This window comes from Pseudomonas imperatae, from assembly GCF_057128625.1.
On the sequence record NZ_JBSKHP010000010.1, the window covers coordinates 37,466 to 50,409 of the forward strand.

Here is a 12,944-nt window from a genome sequence, read left to right on the forward strand (position 1 = left end):
CATGACGATGCGCGATCCCAACACCGGCCTGCGGCTGATCAAGCAGCTGCTGGGGCTGACCCAGAATATCCAAACCCAGGTCCAGCAAATCCAGACCGATATGGGTAACGTCTTCGCCGCGCCATCGGCAATGACGCCGGTGATGGGCACGGCCTACCAGGCAGCTGACCCGACGCGGGCCACGCTGCTCACCGTAAACGTGCTGATCAGCCAGACCATCACCGTGGCCGGTACCCAGACCGACACTCTTGAACTGCGGATTGGCCCTGACAAGGCCGGGGTGGAGGCGGGCACCTCGGGCGTGGCGCTGGATGAGGCGGGCCAGTCGTTGACCGGCATCGCCCTGACCATCGGCATGGCAAACACCCTGCGCCTGCCTATGAAGGCTTTCTTGCCGGTGGGCTGGTGGTACGCAGTTCGCCGCCAGGTCGCCACGCCAGCGGCCGGCGCGGCGGCCAGGTCCTCGATCATCTCCGCATTCCAGCAGGCCGTCACCTGACGCGATGTGCGCGGGGGTGTGCTGTCTATGCATCCCCGCGTCCATGCATAAGCACCAAAAAATCTCGTCTAAAACAACCACATCAAATAGCGTATTTGTTGGCCCTAGATACTCCTAAATACCCTATGCATTTTAGACAGCGTGAATGCATAGGCCACGGGTGACGTGGCCTGTAGCCGAGTTTCAATGATACTGCTGCATCATGGGGGTGTGGCTGGAAAGATCACTCATGCAGAAACTTGGCTCGCAGTGGCGGGTGTGTCAAAAGGCAAGCGGCGAATACTACAGGGATTTTTCGCGGCTTGCCGCCTGTGCGTTGCTTCTATATGTGGGAAATGCCCGCCAGCATTGCAAAATGCACAAGGGGGTAGCACTATGCATTGCATGCACACACGTACCGTAGCCACCGTCCTCAAGGAACTGCTCACCCGCGAAGGTCTCTCCGCCACGGAGCTGCACCGGCGTACCGGCGTGCCACAGTCCACCCTGTCGCGCATCCTGGGCGGCAAGATCGTCGACCCCGCCGACAAGCACATCGCCAAGCTGGCGGACTATTTCCGCGTCAGCACCGACCAGCTGCGGGGGCGCGCCAGCCTGCCGGCGGCAGGGGGCGGCCATGCCGAGCTGCGCGACATCAGCCTGTGGGACGACGACACGCCCGTGGAGGACGACGAGGTGTCCATTCCCTTCCTGCGCGAGGTGGAACTGGCCGCCGGCTCGGGCCGCTTTGTCATCGAGGAAAGCGAACGCGCCAGCCTGCGCTTCGGCAAGCGCAGCCTGCGCCACAATGGCGTGCAGTTCGACCAGGCCAAGTGCGTGACCGTGCGTGGCAACAGCATGCTGCCGGTGTTGCGCGACGGCGCCACGGTGGGGGTGAACTCGGGCAAGCGTGGCATCGGCGATATCGTCGATGGCGACCTCTACGCCATCAACCACAACGGCCAGTTGCGGGTGAAGCAGCTGTACCGCTTGCCTACCGGCATCCGTCTGCGCAGCTTCAACCGTGAAGAGCATCCCGACGAAGACTATAGCTTCGCGCAGATGCAGGACGAACAGATCACCATCCTCGGCCACGTGTTCTGGTGGGGCATGTACGCCCGCTGACCCTCGATGCCCGTGCTTTTCACGTCGGTCATAAAAATGCATTTATGCATTGATTTAATATGCATCAGTGCATAGTCTTCTGTTGAAGGTCTTCACCAGGAGGGGCGGATATGCAAATGGATCAAGCGTTGTTGCACCAGGTGCCACTCTGGCTGGTGATGCTGCTGGCCCTGCTCGGCGGCGTCACTGGCGAGCTGTGGCGCGCCGACAAGGAAGGCACTCATGGTTGGCGCCTGCTGCGCCGGGTACTGATGCGTTCCGGCGCCTGCATGGTCTGCGGGCTTACGGGCACCATGCTGCTGTACGGGGCAGGGTTGTCGCTGTGGTCGGCCACCGCGGTTGGCTGCATGACGGCAATGGCGGGTGCCGATGTGGCGGTCAGCTTCTATGAGCGCTGGCTGGTGAAGCGCCTGGGGTTGGGCGCGGTTTCGCGGCGCAAGCGGTTGTGAGGCTGTCGAGCCTTGCGCCGCTTGGTGTACGGTAGCGGGCAATTTCCCTTGCCATGGAGCACCCGATGGACCTGATCACTCAACTGTCGCAGTCGCTGGGCGAAGGGCTGAAGGCCCTGGGGGCCCAGGCCACCACCGCCGAATCCTGCACCGGCGGCGGCATCGGCGAGGCCATCACTCGCGTCCCCGGCAGCTCGGCGTGGTTCGAGGCTGGCTACATCACCTATTCCAACGCCCAGAAGACCGCTCAGCTGGGCGTGCCCGAGCCCTTGTTCGCCACTGTCGGCGCGGTCAGCCGCGAGGTGGTCGAGGCCATGGCCCTGGGCGCCCAGGCCCGCAGCGGGGCGCGGTTCGCCGTGGCGGTCAGTGGCATTGCGGGGCCGGACGGCGGCACGCCGGGCAAGCCGGTGGGCACCGTGTGGCTGGCCTGGGCGGTGGATGGGCGGGTGCTTGCCGAGCGCCAGTTGTTCGCCGGCGACCGCGATGAGGTCCGCCGACAAACGGTAAAGGCCGCGCTAGAGGGGCTGATACGTCTTGTAGCAGGAGAAATCTCAACACGGGGGTAGGCGTGCCCGGCTCCCTGTGGAATAATACTGGCTACTTATACAGTTATCCGGCCTTCCGGCCTTATTGATTTTTAGAGAGGACTTTAATGGACGACAACAAGAAGAAAGCCTTGGCTGCGGCCCTGGGTCAGATCGAACGTCAATTCGGCAAGGGGGCCGTAATGCGTATGGGCGACCACGACCGCCAGGCCATCCCGGCTATCTCCACCGGCTCCCTGGGCCTGGACATCGCCCTGGGCATTGGCGGCCTGCCAAAAGGCCGTATCGTCGAGATCTACGGTCCTGAGTCGTCGGGTAAGACCACCCTGACCCTGTCCGTGATCGCCCAGGCACAAAAGATGGGCGCCACCTGCGCCTTCGTCGACGCCGAGCACGCGCTGGACCCTGAGTACGCCGGCAAGCTGGGCGTGAACGTCGACGACCTGCTGGTCTCGCAGCCGGACACCGGCGAGCAGGCCCTGGAAATTACCGACATGCTGGTGCGTTCCAACGCCGTTGACGTGATCATCGTCGACTCCGTGGCCGCCCTGGTACCCAAGGCCGAGATCGAAGGCGAGATGGGCGACATGCACGTGGGCCTGCAGGCTCGCCTGATGTCCCAGGCGCTGCGCAAGATCACCGGTAACATCAAGAACGCCAACTGCCTGGTCATCTTCATCAACCAGATCCGCATGAAGATCGGCGTTATGTTCGGCAGCCCGGAGACCACCACCGGTGGTAACGCGCTGAAGTTCTACGCCTCGGTGCGCCTGGACATCCGCCGTACCGGCGCGGTGAAGGAAGGCGACGAAGTGGTCGGCAGCGAAACCCGCGTCAAGATCGTCAAGAACAAGGTGGCTCCGCCGTTCCGTCAGGCCGAGTTCCAGATTCTCTACGGCAAGGGTATCTACCTCAACGGCGAGATCATCGACCTGGGCGTGGCCAATGGCCTGCTGGAAAAAGCCGGCGCCTGGTACAGCTACCAGGGCAGCAAGATCGGTCAGGGCAAGGCCAACTCGGCCAAGTTCCTGGCGGATAACCCGGAAATCGGTGCGGCCCTCGAGAAGCAGATCCGCGACAAGCTGCTGACCGGCGGTGTCGATGCCAAGAAAGCACCCGTGGTAGAAGCGGATGCCGAAGACGAAATGGTAGACGCCGACGTCGATTTCTAATCACGTCATGGCTGTCATCCTGGATACCCCCGTCGCGGTGCGACGGGCTGCAATGGACCTGCTCGCGCGACGCGAGCACGGTCGGGTCGAGCTGACGCGCAAGCTGCGTCAGCGTGGCGCTCCTCCCGAATTGATCGAACAGGAACTCGACCGTCTGACGGAAGAGGGCCTGCTGTCCGAGTCCCGTTACCTCGAAGCCTTCATCAACTACCGGGCCCGCTCCGGCTACGGGCCTGCGCGCATTCGCGAAGAGCTGGGCCAGCGTGGCCTGCAACGCGCGGACGTCGAGCAGGCGCTGCGTGAAAGCGGGTTCGATTGGGCAGCGCAGTTGACCGAGGTCTGGCAGCGCAAGTTCGCCGGGCAACTGCCTGTCGACCCGCGCAGCCGCGCCCAGCAAACGCGCTTCCTGGCCTACCGGGGCTACCCCATGGACCTCATCGGCCGCCTGCTCAGCGGCCGTGGCCTGGACGACTGATCAGGTTACCTTGGCGTTTTTCCGCGGGCGGGCGCCGGCGCTCGCTGGCGGGCTGGCGGCTTCCGCGGCCCAGTTCTCCGGCAGGTTGAGATAGTCCACCAGCTCTCGCAGGCGGCCGTTGTCGCGGCCGTTGAAGGTGAACGCCAGGCGCGTCAGGTGGCTGAACTGCGGCTCTTCGAAGGTCTCGCCGTCATAGCCATGCTGGTGGAAGGTGTCGCTCAGGCACAGGTCGGCGAACCGCTGCCGCACCTGGGCCAGCGCGTCGTCGCTCAAGGCATGGCGCAGGCGAATCACGAACAGGTGCTTCAGCCAGCGGCTGGAGTGGAAGTTGGCGTAGAACTGGTTGATCTCCGCCACGGCTTCTTCGGTGTTGTACACCAGGCGCATCAGCTTGAGGTCGGTGGGCAGGATGTAGTGGTTGTCGCGCAGCTGCTTGGCGATGAAGTCCAGGCAGTCCTGCCAGAAGCTGCCGCCCGGGGCGTCGATCAGCACCACCGGCACCAGTGGGCTCTTGCCGGTCTGGATCAGGGTCAGCACCTCCAAGGCCTCGTCCAGCGTGCCGAAGCCGCCTGGGCAGAGCACCAGTGCGTCAGCCTCCTTGACGAAGAACAGCTTGCGGATGAAGAAGAAGTGGAAGGGCAGCAGTTGCTCGCTGCCTTCCATGGTGGCGTTGGCATGTTGCTCGAAGGGCAGGGTGATATTGAAACCCAGGCTGTGGGCCAGGCCCGCGCCCTCGTGGGCAGCGGCCATGATGCCGCCGCCGGCGCCGGTGATCACCATCAGGTCGTTTTGCGCCAGCGCTGCACCCAGCTCACGGGCCAGGCCGTACAGGGGGTGTTCCTGCGGCGTGCGCGCCGAGCCGAAGACGGTGACCTTGCGGCGGCCCTTGAATTGTTCCAGCACCCGGAAGGCATGTTCCAGCTCGCGCAGGGCCTGCAGGGTGATCTTGGCGTTCCAGCGGTTGCGGTCGTCCTGGGCCATGCGCAGCACGGTCAGCATCATGTCGCGGTACAGGGCCAGGTTCGGGCTGTTGGGGGCTATCAGGCTGAGCTGGGCTTCCACCTGGCGGGTGAGGTCCAGGCCATTGCTGTTGAAGTGGCTGGACAGGAAATCATTCGGTTCGTAAGGCATTCAACCATCTCCTTCTGCATATGAACCTTTGGCCCGCGCCGAGCAGTTCGGCCGGGCCGCGACACGGCTTGTGTCGCTGGCCGTCCAGGCTACGCCATGGACATTGCAGTCAGCCCACGAGGGGCATTGATGTAAATCTAGCTGCTGGCGGGCAGATGCGCCTTATGCGCCGGCGATGACCGCTCGTCTGGACGGATCCAATAGGCCGAAAGCTCTGATTTACTGGTTAAACAGAGATGGCAAAATAATGTCGTCGAAGGACAATGGCGCACGGAGGCAGGATGAAGCGAATCAGCCTGGAAGTGGACAACGAGTTATTGGTGCTGCTGAACCGGGCGGCCCAGGCCAATAACGTCACGCTTGAGGAGGAATGCCTGCGGCGGCTGGACGGCGCCCAGCGGCGCTCGCGCTACATGCAGGCACTGGTGGCGGAGCTGCGCGCCGATGACGCGCAACGCCGCGAACGCATCGGCTGATTACTTCTTCTTGCCGCCCTTGTTATCCAGCATCGCGCAGTGCTCCGCGGTGTAGCGCTGGGTGGTAACGGCCAGGTTGGTGTGGTTCTCGGTGAACTCGTAGCGCAGGGCGGCGCCCTTGTTCATCAGGTTGCGAAAGCCTTTGTTGCTGCACACGCTACGGCCCAGTTGCACGCGCACCGCTTCAGGGTTGGCGCGCATGTTGGCGGCCTCGCCCTGCTGGACGCTCAGGTGGTCGACCAGCTCGCTGCCTTCAACCGTGTAACCCTGGTCCAGGATGTTCTCGTTGATTTCGCGCGGGGTGCCGGCGTTGCTCTGCTCGGCGACCTGCTGAAGCAGCTTGCCCAGCTCGAACTCCTGCAACGATGCGGCCTGGGACGCCAGGGGCAGGGCCAGCAAGAGGGTAAGGGGGGCGATAAAGCGCAGCATGAAACTCTCCTGATTCGGTGACTGGCCGTTGGACCAGCAACCGGACTGTGCGTTCATAAAGCCGCCGATTATAGGGGCAAACCCGACGGTCCGGCAGTCAAAGCTCTGATAAACTCACGCTCGTTCAGGCTGGCGGCCGTTGCCAGTCGTTGCCCGCGAGTGCTGTAGCCCCATGTCCCACGCCGTTTCCCGCCTGCGTTCCGAACGCCTGGCCCGTTGCCTCCAGCCGTTCACCGCCCGTGGTTCGCGCGCGCCGCGTTGCCCAGGCTGCCGGGTAATCTTCGATTACTGCTTGTGCAAATTCCGCCCGACGGTCGAGGCCCATGGCGCGGTGTGCCTGCTGATGCACGACGTCGAGCCGCTGAAGCCGTCGAACACCGGCTGGCTGATCGCCGATATCCTGCCTGATACCCAGGCCTTCACCTGGTCGCGTACCGACGTGGACGAACAGCTGCTGGCGCTGCTGGACGATCCGCAGTGGCAGCCCTATATCGTCTTCCCGGGCGAGTTCGTGGCCCCGGAGCGGGTGGTGACACAGGTGGCCGCCACCCCAGGCAAGCGCCCGCTGTTTATCCTGCTGGACGCAACCTGGACCGAAGCCCGCAAGATGTTCCGCAAGAGCCCGTACCTGGAACGTTTCCCGGTGCTGAGCCTGGCCAGCGACCAGCTGTCACGCTACAAGCTGCGGCGCTCCAAGCGCGACGATCATTTCTGCACTGCGGAAGTGGCGGCGCTGTGCCTGGAACTGGCCGGCGACCAGCAGGCGGCCAGTGTGCTCGACGCCTGGCTGGACGTGTTCACCGGTCACTACCTGGCGGCCAAGTTCCAGTTGCCGCTGGACGAACAGGACGAGGTCCATGTTCGCCTGCAGGCCCTGGTTTCCTGAAACGATGCATTCTGCGTAGCCGCTGCCGCCAGGCTGCGCTGGCCTGACGGTACGCTGTAAATCTTCAGCGTGGCTCGGGGCCAGCGCAGCCTGCGGCAGCGGCTACGGGGGTAGAGTGCTTTTGCGGCCACAGCTGCGCAATCAACATCCCCGCCAGCATCAGCCCGCAGCCCAGGTAGCCGCGCATCTGCAGCGACTCACCCAGCAGCCACGCCCCGGCGATGGCGGCGAACACCGCTTCCAGCGACAGGATGATCGCCGCGTGGGAAGCGATGGCGTCCTTCTGCGCCACCACCTGCAGGGTGTAGCCGATGCCCACGGCGACGATGCCGCCGTACAGCAAGGCCGGGCCGGCGGCGATGATCGCGTCCAGGGCGATCGGCTCCATCACCAACGCCAGCACCAGGCTCACCACCGAGCAGGTGGCAAATTGCAGGAACGCCAGGCGAATCGGGTCATGCCGGCTGGCGAACACGCCCACCAGCACCACGTGGCCACCCCACACGAAGGCGCCGGCCAGCTGCAGCCAGTCGCCGGACGACACGTGGAAGTTGTCGCCCACGCTCAGCAGGAACATCCCCAGCACTGCCAGGCCCGCGCCCAGCCAGGTGCCCATGCCGGTCTTGTGGCCCATCAGCATGCCCAGCACAGGCACTACAATGACGTAGAGGCCGGTGATGAAGCCGGAGTTGGTGACGCTGGTGAACAGCAGGCCCACCTGCTGCAGGTTGATGCCCAGCGCCAGCGCCAGGCCCATCAGCACGCCACCCAGCCACAGGCCGCGGGTCATGAACGGTTCACGCGGCGGCTGGCTGGAGTTGCCGCGGCCCAGCACCAGGGGCAGCAGGCACAGCGAACCCAGGGCGAAGCGCAGCCCGGAATAAAGGAAGGGCCCGATGTGCTGCATGCCGGCGGTCTGGGCGACGAAGCCGCTGCCCCAGATCATGGCGGTCAATAACATCAGCAGGTCAGCACGCAAGGCTTGGCGACGCATGGGTATTCTCTTGTTGTGAAGGGTGGCGAAAAACGGGCTGCGACTTTAGCCGCAAACCACCGAACTTGACCACCCTGTCAGGCGTCGGCATCCTTGGCGCCGACCCGGGCGCCTGAACTGCCGCAATCGCCAACCCTGACCGTGAGTTGGCGTTAAAATAAAGCTCGAGTCGCCTCGGCAGGCACCGACTCCTTGCGTGCCTGCACAGAACAGGATCATTAGATCGATGGCCACATACGACATCCTGATAGCCGATGACCACCCCCTTTTTCGTGGCGCCTTGCGCCAGGCCGTGACCCTGGGGCTGGGGCCTGACACCCGCCTGGTGGAAGTGGCAAGCATTGCCGAGCTGGAAGCGCAGCTCACCGCCAAGGCCGACTGGGACCTGGTGCTGCTGGATTTGAACATGCCGGGGGCCTATGGCTTCTCGGGCCTGGTGCTGCTGCGCGGGCAATACCCGCAGGTGCCGGTGGTGATGGTGTCCGCCCAGGAAGAGGCGGCGGTGGTGGTGCGCGCGCGCGAATTCGGCGCCAGCGGCTTCATCCCCAAGTCCAGCCCCCTGGAAGTGATCCAGGAAGCGGTGCGCAACGTGCTGGATGGCGACGTCTGGTGGCCGCCCCAGGCGTTCGAGGCGGTCAGCGTCTCGGCCGAGGCCAAGGCCGCCAGCGAAGGCCTTGCCAGCCTGACGCCGCAGCAGTTCCGCGTGCTGACCATGGTCTGCGAGGGCTTGCTGAACAAGCAGATCGCTTATGAACTGAGCGTGTCGGAGGCCACCATCAAGGCCCACGTCACGGCAATCTTCCGTAAACTGGGGGTACGCACCCGCACCCAGGCCGCGCTGCTGCTGCAACAACTTGAGTCAATTTCGTCGTCGTAAGGCACTTTGCCTTCACACTTTTTTGACAAATGCTGCATTAGCTTCCCTTTTTCTTTGTAACAGTTGACCCTTCATGTCTCCATATAAAGGCCAGACCGGCCTGAAACGCATCTTCAACGCCACCGGCTATTCCCTGGACGGCCTGCGCGCCGCTTTCGTCGGCGAAGCCGCCTTCCGCCAGCTGGTGCTGCTCAACGTGGTGCTGATTCCGCTGGCCTTCCTGCTGCACGTGAGCCGCGTGGAGCGGGCCGTGCTGATCGCCGTGTGCCTGCTGGCGCTGATCGTGGAGCTGTTCAACTCGGCCGTCGAGGCCGCTATCGACCGCATTTCCCTGGACCGCCACCCGCTGTCCAAGAACGCCAAGGACATGGGCAGCGCCGCGCAATTCGTGGTGTTGTGCATGATCGCCCTGGTGTGGGGCGTGATCCTGCTCTGACCCGGCGCTGCTCAGGGGATGGCCGGCAGCACGATCTCGTCGCTGCGCGCCACCCCGGCGGTGAAGGCCCGGCACAGTTCGAGGAACTCGCGCATGGCCTGGGTCTGGTACTTCTGTTTGTGCCAGATGAAGAAGAATTCCCGGGTCAGGTCCAGGTCCGGGGTTTCCACCGGCACCAGGCTGCCCCGGCGAAACGCGTCGCGCAGGGCCAGGCGCGAGATGCAGCCGATGCCCAGCCCCGACTCCACCGCGCGCTTGATGGCCTCGGTGTGTTCCAGCTCCAGGCGCACGTTGAGCATGGAGCGGTGATGGCGCATGGCCTGGTCGAAGGTCAGGCGCGTGCCTGAGCCTTGTTCGCGCAGAATCCACGCCTCGCGGGTCAGCTCGTCCAGGGTTGCCTTGCCCACCGCCGCCAGCGGGTGGCGCGGGGCGCAGAACACCACCAGTTCGTCGGCCACCCAGGGCTGCACTTCGATATCCGGGTGGTTGCAGTCGCCTTCGATCAGCCCCAGGTCAATTTCATAGTGCGCCACCTGGTGCACGATGTTGGCGGTGTTCTGCACGTGCAGCTTCACCTGGCTTTCCGGATGCACCTGCATGAAGCTGCCGATCAACAGGGTGGCCAGGTAGTTGCCGATGGTCAGGGTGGCGCCCACGGCCAGGGAGCCGAAGCCGGACTTGCCGTTGAGCAGGTCTTCGATTTCCTTGGCCTGGTCGAGCAGGGCCACCGCCTGGGGCAGCAGCTGATGGCCCAGGGCATTGAGGCTCAGGCGCTTGCCGGCGCGGTCGAACAGCTGGCAGCTGGACTGGCGCTCCAGTTCGGTGATGGAGGTGCTGGCGGCCGATTGCGACAACGCCAGCAGGCTGGCGGCGCGGGAAACACTTTCCTGCTGGGCCACAGCGACGAAAACCTGGAGCTGGCGTAGAGTAAATCGCATATCTATATAACCGATAACCCATATCTTGATAATTCAATTAACAGATATTGTCGCTGCCGTTAGAATATCGCGCAATCGCGCTCTCGTTCGGCGCACGCGTTTTCTGAGGAGCCCCCGTACATGAGCAACATGAACCACGAACGTGTACTCAGTGTCCATCACTGGAATGACACCCTGTTCAGCTTCAAGTGCACCCGCGACCCGGGCCTGCGCTTTGAGAACGGTCAGTTCGTGATGATCGGCCTGCAGCAGCCCAACGGCCGCCCGCTGATGCGCGCGTACTCCATCGCCAGCCCGAACTGGGAAGAGCACCTGGAATTCTTCAGCATCAAGGTGCCGGACGGCCCGCTGACTTCCCAGCTGCAGCACCTGAAGGAAGGCGACGAGATCATCATCAGCAAGAAGCCCACCGGCACGCTGGTACTCGATGACCTCAAGCCCGGCAAGCACCTGTACCTGCTGAGCACCGGCACTGGCCTGGCGCCGTTCATGAGCGTGATCCAGGACCCGGAAACCTACGAGCGTTTCGACAAGGTCATCCTGTGCCACGGCGTGCGCTACGTGAACGAAGTCGCCTACCGCGAGTTCATCACCGAGCACCTGCCACAGAACGAGTTCTTCGGCGAAGCCCTGCGCGAGAAGCTGATCTACTACCCAACCGTGACGCGCGAGCCGTTCGAGAACGAAGGCCGCCTGACCGACCTGATGCGCAGCGGCAAGCTGTTCCGCGACATCGGCCTGCCGCCGATCAACCCGCAGGACGACCGCGCCATGCTGTGCGGCAGCCCGAGCATGCTCGACGAGACCAGCGAAGTGTTGAACAGCTTCGGCCTGACCGTATCGCCGCGCATGCGCGAGCCGGGTGACTACCTGATCGAGCGCGCCTTCGTCGAGAAGTAAGCCCTCGCTCAATAAAAAAACCGCCCCGAGGGGCGGTTTTTTTATGCCCGTCATTTCAACGCGCCATGCACCCGTAGCCGCTGCCGCAGGCTGCGCTGGCCCTGTGCCTCACCGAAGATCTCCAGCGGCCATCAAGGCCAGCGCAGCCTGGCGGCAGCGGCTACGCGGTTACCACTTCCAGAACTCGGATGGTATCCAGCGCCGGATAGTGCCAGCGCACCTCCACGTCCCAGAACCGCACCCCGTATTCACGTTCGGGCGCCGGCACCTGGTACGCCGGGCGCGGGTCCTGGGCCAGGCATTGCTCGATCAGCGCCACCAGGGGCTCTGCAAGGCGCGTGGCGTGCGCGTGCGCCTGAACCAGGGCACTATCCGCCCAGGTCACGGCAATCGCCGCTGGCGCTTCGCCAGCCATGTCGTTGCGGGCGTGGGGCAGGCTGTCGGCGTAGGGCACGTAGGGCTTGATGTCCAGCACCGGGGTGCCGTCCAGCAGATCGATGCCCGACAACCACAGCTTGCCGGCCTCCACCTTGTCCAGGCGCACCACCGACTGGCCGATGCCGTTGGGCCGGTGGGTGGCGCGGGTGGCGAACACGCCCATGGACTTGTTGCCGCCCAGGCGCGGCGGCCGCACCTTCAGGCGTGGCTTGTCTTCCAGCGCCTGGTGAAACAGGAACAGCAGCCACACGTGGCTCACCTGTTCCAGGCCCTGCACCGCCTCACCCTGGTCAAACGGCGCGACCAGCTCCAGCACCCCCCGGGCGGCGGGTGCCAGTTGCGGCTGGCGGGGGATGGCAAATTTTTCCTTGAAGCACGAACGGACGAAGCCGATCGGCGAAACGCTATAGGTCATGGGCAGGGTTCAACGGCAACCGGCGTTGTCGTAGGGGCCGGACATGCGCTGCCAGCCAGCACCGGGGTTGGTTTGCGAGCAGACCATGGCGCCGTTCTGGGTGATGCTCTGCCATTTGTACCAGGGGGCCTGGCCGGCAGAAGCAAGCAACGGAAACGCCACTGCAGCGATAAGCAATAGACGCGTGAACATGTCGAACTCCTGGAAATGTGGGAGCTGGCTTGCCAGCGAGCTTTTGAGGCCCAACAACTCGCTGGCAAGCCAGCTCCCACAGCGACAATCAATAGAGGGGTTGATGACTCAGCCGCGCACTTTCAGGGTCAGGCCCTTGAGGAAGTTGCGCAGCAGCTGGTCACCGCACGGGCGGTAGTTGTTATGGCCGACCTTGCGGAACAGCGCGCTCAGTTCAGGCTTGGACACCGGGAAATCGGCGGCCTTGAGCACGGCGTGCATGTCGTCCTCTTTGAGTTCGAAAGCCACGCGAAGTTTCTTCAGGATGATGTTGTTGGTCACCGGCGTCTCGATCGGCTGGGCCGGGCGGCTGTCGTCCTTGCCGCGCTTGAAGAACACCAGGCCGTCGAGGAAATGGGCCATGACCAGGTCGGGGCAGTGCACGAAGCCCTCTTCCTCGTCCTTCTTCAGGTAGCTGATGACATCGGCCTTGGCCACGTCCATGCCGGACAGCTTGATGATGTCGACCACTTTCGCGTCGCTGATGTCGAGCATGTAGCGCACGCTGCGCAGTACGTCATTGTGAATCATGGTGTGAATCCCGAGTGT

At 63.9% G+C, this 12,944-nt stretch carries 18 protein-coding genes; 11 read left to right on the forward strand and 7 right to left on the reverse strand.

Features of this window, described 5'->3' with window-relative positions; all coding sequences use genetic code 11:
- Window position 1 precedes the first annotated feature (1 nt).
- From ACWKWX_RS14360 to recX, 6 genes are all read left to right on the forward strand, one after another.
- The gene (locus ACWKWX_RS14360; RefSeq protein WP_483828143.1) at window positions 2–499 is read left to right on the forward strand and encodes a hypothetical protein; all 498 of its coding nucleotides are present in this window, start codon (window positions 2–4) and stop codon (window positions 497–499) included.
- A gap of 384 nt (window positions 500–883) precedes the next feature.
- Window positions 884–1,603, forward strand: coding sequence for a LexA family transcriptional regulator (locus ACWKWX_RS14365; RefSeq protein WP_483828144.1), 720 nt, complete (start codon window positions 884–886; stop codon window positions 1,601–1,603).
- A gap of 110 nt (window positions 1,604–1,713) precedes the next feature.
- Window positions 1,714–2,052, forward strand: coding sequence for a phage holin family protein (locus ACWKWX_RS14370; RefSeq protein WP_416422871.1), 339 nt, complete (start codon window positions 1,714–1,716; stop codon window positions 2,050–2,052).
- Between the two features lie 65 nt (window positions 2,053–2,117).
- A complete protein-coding gene (locus ACWKWX_RS14375) occupies window positions 2,118–2,618 on the forward strand; it encodes a CinA family protein (protein ID WP_483828145.1) in 501 nt (166 codons plus the stop codon).
- 86 nt (window positions 2,619–2,704) lie between these two features.
- Window positions 2,705–3,769: a recombinase RecA gene (recA, locus tag ACWKWX_RS14380; RefSeq protein ID WP_416422873.1), complete on the forward strand. Its 1,065-nt coding sequence runs from the start codon at window positions 2,705–2,707 to the stop codon at window positions 3,767–3,769.
- A 7-nt stretch (window positions 3,770–3,776) separates the two neighbouring features.
- Window positions 3,777–4,244: a recombination regulator RecX gene (recX, locus tag ACWKWX_RS14385; RefSeq protein WP_416422874.1), complete on the forward strand. Its 468-nt coding sequence runs from the start codon at window positions 3,777–3,779 to the stop codon at window positions 4,242–4,244.
- Here recX and ACWKWX_RS14390 read toward each other — a convergent pair whose 3' ends face one another.
- The gene (locus tag ACWKWX_RS14390) at window positions 4,245–5,375 is read right to left on the reverse strand and encodes an LOG family protein (RefSeq protein WP_483828146.1); all 1,131 of its coding nucleotides are present in this window, start codon (window positions 5,373–5,375) and stop codon (window positions 4,245–4,247) included.
- 281 nt (window positions 5,376–5,656) lie between these two features.
- Between ACWKWX_RS14390 and ACWKWX_RS14395 the strand changes: the two genes are divergently transcribed.
- Complete coding sequence (locus ACWKWX_RS14395; RefSeq protein ID WP_416422876.1) at window positions 5,657–5,851, forward strand: hypothetical protein; 195 nt, start codon at window positions 5,657–5,659, stop codon at window positions 5,849–5,851.
- Here ACWKWX_RS14395 and ACWKWX_RS14400 read toward each other — a convergent pair whose 3' ends face one another.
- On the reverse strand, window positions 5,852–6,280 hold the full coding sequence (locus ACWKWX_RS14400; RefSeq protein WP_416422877.1) for a PA3611 family quorum-sensing-regulated virulence factor: 429 nt from the start codon (window positions 6,278–6,280) through the stop codon (window positions 5,852–5,854).
- Window positions 6,281–6,452: 172 nt separating this feature from the next.
- Between ACWKWX_RS14400 and ACWKWX_RS14405 the strand changes: the two genes are divergently transcribed.
- A complete protein-coding gene (locus ACWKWX_RS14405) occupies window positions 6,453–7,166 on the forward strand; it encodes a tRNA-uridine aminocarboxypropyltransferase (protein WP_416422878.1) in 714 nt (237 codons plus the stop codon).
- A gap of 64 nt (window positions 7,167–7,230) precedes the next feature.
- Here the strand turns inward: ACWKWX_RS14405 and ACWKWX_RS14410 are convergent, their stop codons facing one another.
- The gene (locus tag ACWKWX_RS14410) at window positions 7,231–8,160 is read right to left on the reverse strand and encodes a DMT family transporter (RefSeq protein ID WP_483828147.1); all 930 of its coding nucleotides are present in this window, start codon (window positions 8,158–8,160) and stop codon (window positions 7,231–7,233) included.
- A gap of 226 nt (window positions 8,161–8,386) precedes the next feature.
- Here ACWKWX_RS14410 and erdR point away from each other — a divergent pair, with 226 nt between their 5' ends.
- Window positions 8,387–9,037 carry a response regulator transcription factor ErdR gene (gene erdR, locus ACWKWX_RS14415; RefSeq protein ID WP_416422880.1) on the forward strand — a complete coding sequence of 217 codons (651 nt, stop codon included), beginning with the start codon at window positions 8,387–8,389 and terminating at the stop codon, window positions 9,035–9,037.
- Between the two features lie 73 nt (window positions 9,038–9,110).
- Window positions 9,111–9,473: a diacylglycerol kinase gene (locus ACWKWX_RS14420; protein ID WP_416422881.1), complete on the forward strand. Its 363-nt coding sequence runs from the start codon at window positions 9,111–9,113 to the stop codon at window positions 9,471–9,473.
- 11 nt (window positions 9,474–9,484) lie between these two features.
- On the opposite strand, the gene ACWKWX_RS14425 is transcribed toward ACWKWX_RS14420, so the two are convergent.
- Window positions 9,485–10,411: a LysR family transcriptional regulator gene (locus tag ACWKWX_RS14425; protein ID WP_416422882.1), complete on the reverse strand. Its 927-nt coding sequence runs from the start codon at window positions 10,409–10,411 to the stop codon at window positions 9,485–9,487.
- A gap of 120 nt (window positions 10,412–10,531) precedes the next feature.
- Between ACWKWX_RS14425 and fpr the strand changes: the two genes are divergently transcribed.
- On the forward strand, window positions 10,532–11,311 hold the full coding sequence (gene fpr / locus ACWKWX_RS14430) for a ferredoxin-NADP reductase (protein ID WP_416422883.1): 780 nt from the start codon (window positions 10,532–10,534) through the stop codon (window positions 11,309–11,311).
- A gap of 160 nt (window positions 11,312–11,471) precedes the next feature.
- Here the strand turns inward: fpr and tsaA are convergent, their stop codons facing one another.
- The 3 genes from tsaA to ACWKWX_RS14445 all read right to left on the reverse strand — a co-directional run bounded on the left by tsaA (window position 11,472) and on the right by ACWKWX_RS14445 (window position 12,926).
- Window positions 11,472–12,164, reverse strand: coding sequence for a tRNA (N6-threonylcarbamoyladenosine(37)-N6)-methyltransferase TrmO (gene tsaA, locus ACWKWX_RS14435; RefSeq protein ID WP_483828148.1), 693 nt, complete (start codon window positions 12,162–12,164; stop codon window positions 11,472–11,474).
- A gap of 9 nt (window positions 12,165–12,173) precedes the next feature.
- Window positions 12,174–12,356: a hypothetical protein gene (locus tag ACWKWX_RS14440; RefSeq protein ID WP_416422885.1), complete on the reverse strand. Its 183-nt coding sequence runs from the start codon at window positions 12,354–12,356 to the stop codon at window positions 12,174–12,176.
- A 108-nt stretch (window positions 12,357–12,464) separates the two neighbouring features.
- Entirely contained in the window at window positions 12,465–12,926 is a 462-nt protein-coding gene (locus ACWKWX_RS14445; protein ID WP_416422886.1) for a YehS family protein, read from the reverse strand.
- Between the last annotated feature and the right edge of the window lie 18 nt (window positions 12,927–12,944).

Excerpts from the sequence above, each read along its gene's own strand:
- ACWKWX_RS14360 (WP_483828143.1), top strand. The coding sequence starts at position 2 with ATGACGATGCGCGATCCCAACACCGGCCTGCGGCTGATCAAGCAGCTG.
- ACWKWX_RS14365 (WP_483828144.1), top strand. The coding sequence starts at position 884 with ATGCACACACGTACCGTAGCCACCGTCCTCAAGGAACTGCTCACCCGC.
- ACWKWX_RS14370 (WP_416422871.1), top strand. The coding sequence starts at position 1,714 with ATGCAAATGGATCAAGCGTTGTTGCACCAGGTGCCACTCTGGCTGGTG.
- ACWKWX_RS14375 (WP_483828145.1), top strand. The coding sequence starts at position 2,118 with ATGGACCTGATCACTCAACTGTCGCAGTCGCTGGGCGAAGGGCTGAAG.
- recA (WP_416422873.1), top strand. The coding sequence starts at position 2,705 with ATGGACGACAACAAGAAGAAAGCCTTGGCTGCGGCCCTGGGTCAGATC.
- recX (WP_416422874.1), top strand. The coding sequence starts at position 3,777 with ATGGCTGTCATCCTGGATACCCCCGTCGCGGTGCGACGGGCTGCAATG.
- ACWKWX_RS14390 (WP_483828146.1), bottom strand. The coding sequence starts at position 5,375 with ATGCCTTACGAACCGAATGATTTCCTGTCCAGCCACTTCAACAGCAAT.
- ACWKWX_RS14395 (WP_416422876.1), top strand. The coding sequence starts at position 5,657 with ATGAAGCGAATCAGCCTGGAAGTGGACAACGAGTTATTGGTGCTGCTG.
- ACWKWX_RS14400 (WP_416422877.1), bottom strand. The coding sequence starts at position 6,280 with ATGCTGCGCTTTATCGCCCCCCTTACCCTCTTGCTGGCCCTGCCCCTG.
- ACWKWX_RS14405 (WP_416422878.1), top strand. The coding sequence starts at position 6,453 with ATGTCCCACGCCGTTTCCCGCCTGCGTTCCGAACGCCTGGCCCGTTGC.
- ACWKWX_RS14410 (WP_483828147.1), bottom strand. The coding sequence starts at position 8,160 with ATGCGTCGCCAAGCCTTGCGTGCTGACCTGCTGATGTTATTGACCGCC.
- erdR (WP_416422880.1), top strand. The coding sequence starts at position 8,387 with ATGGCCACATACGACATCCTGATAGCCGATGACCACCCCCTTTTTCGT.
- ACWKWX_RS14420 (WP_416422881.1), top strand. The coding sequence starts at position 9,111 with ATGTCTCCATATAAAGGCCAGACCGGCCTGAAACGCATCTTCAACGCC.
- ACWKWX_RS14425 (WP_416422882.1), bottom strand. The coding sequence starts at position 10,411 with ATGCGATTTACTCTACGCCAGCTCCAGGTTTTCGTCGCTGTGGCCCAG.
- fpr (WP_416422883.1), top strand. The coding sequence starts at position 10,532 with ATGAGCAACATGAACCACGAACGTGTACTCAGTGTCCATCACTGGAAT.
- tsaA (WP_483828148.1), bottom strand. The coding sequence starts at position 12,164 with ATGACCTATAGCGTTTCGCCGATCGGCTTCGTCCGTTCGTGCTTCAAG.
- ACWKWX_RS14440 (WP_416422885.1), bottom strand. The coding sequence starts at position 12,356 with ATGTTCACGCGTCTATTGCTTATCGCTGCAGTGGCGTTTCCGTTGCTT.
- ACWKWX_RS14445 (WP_416422886.1), bottom strand. The coding sequence starts at position 12,926 with ATGATTCACAATGACGTACTGCGCAGCGTGCGCTACATGCTCGACATC.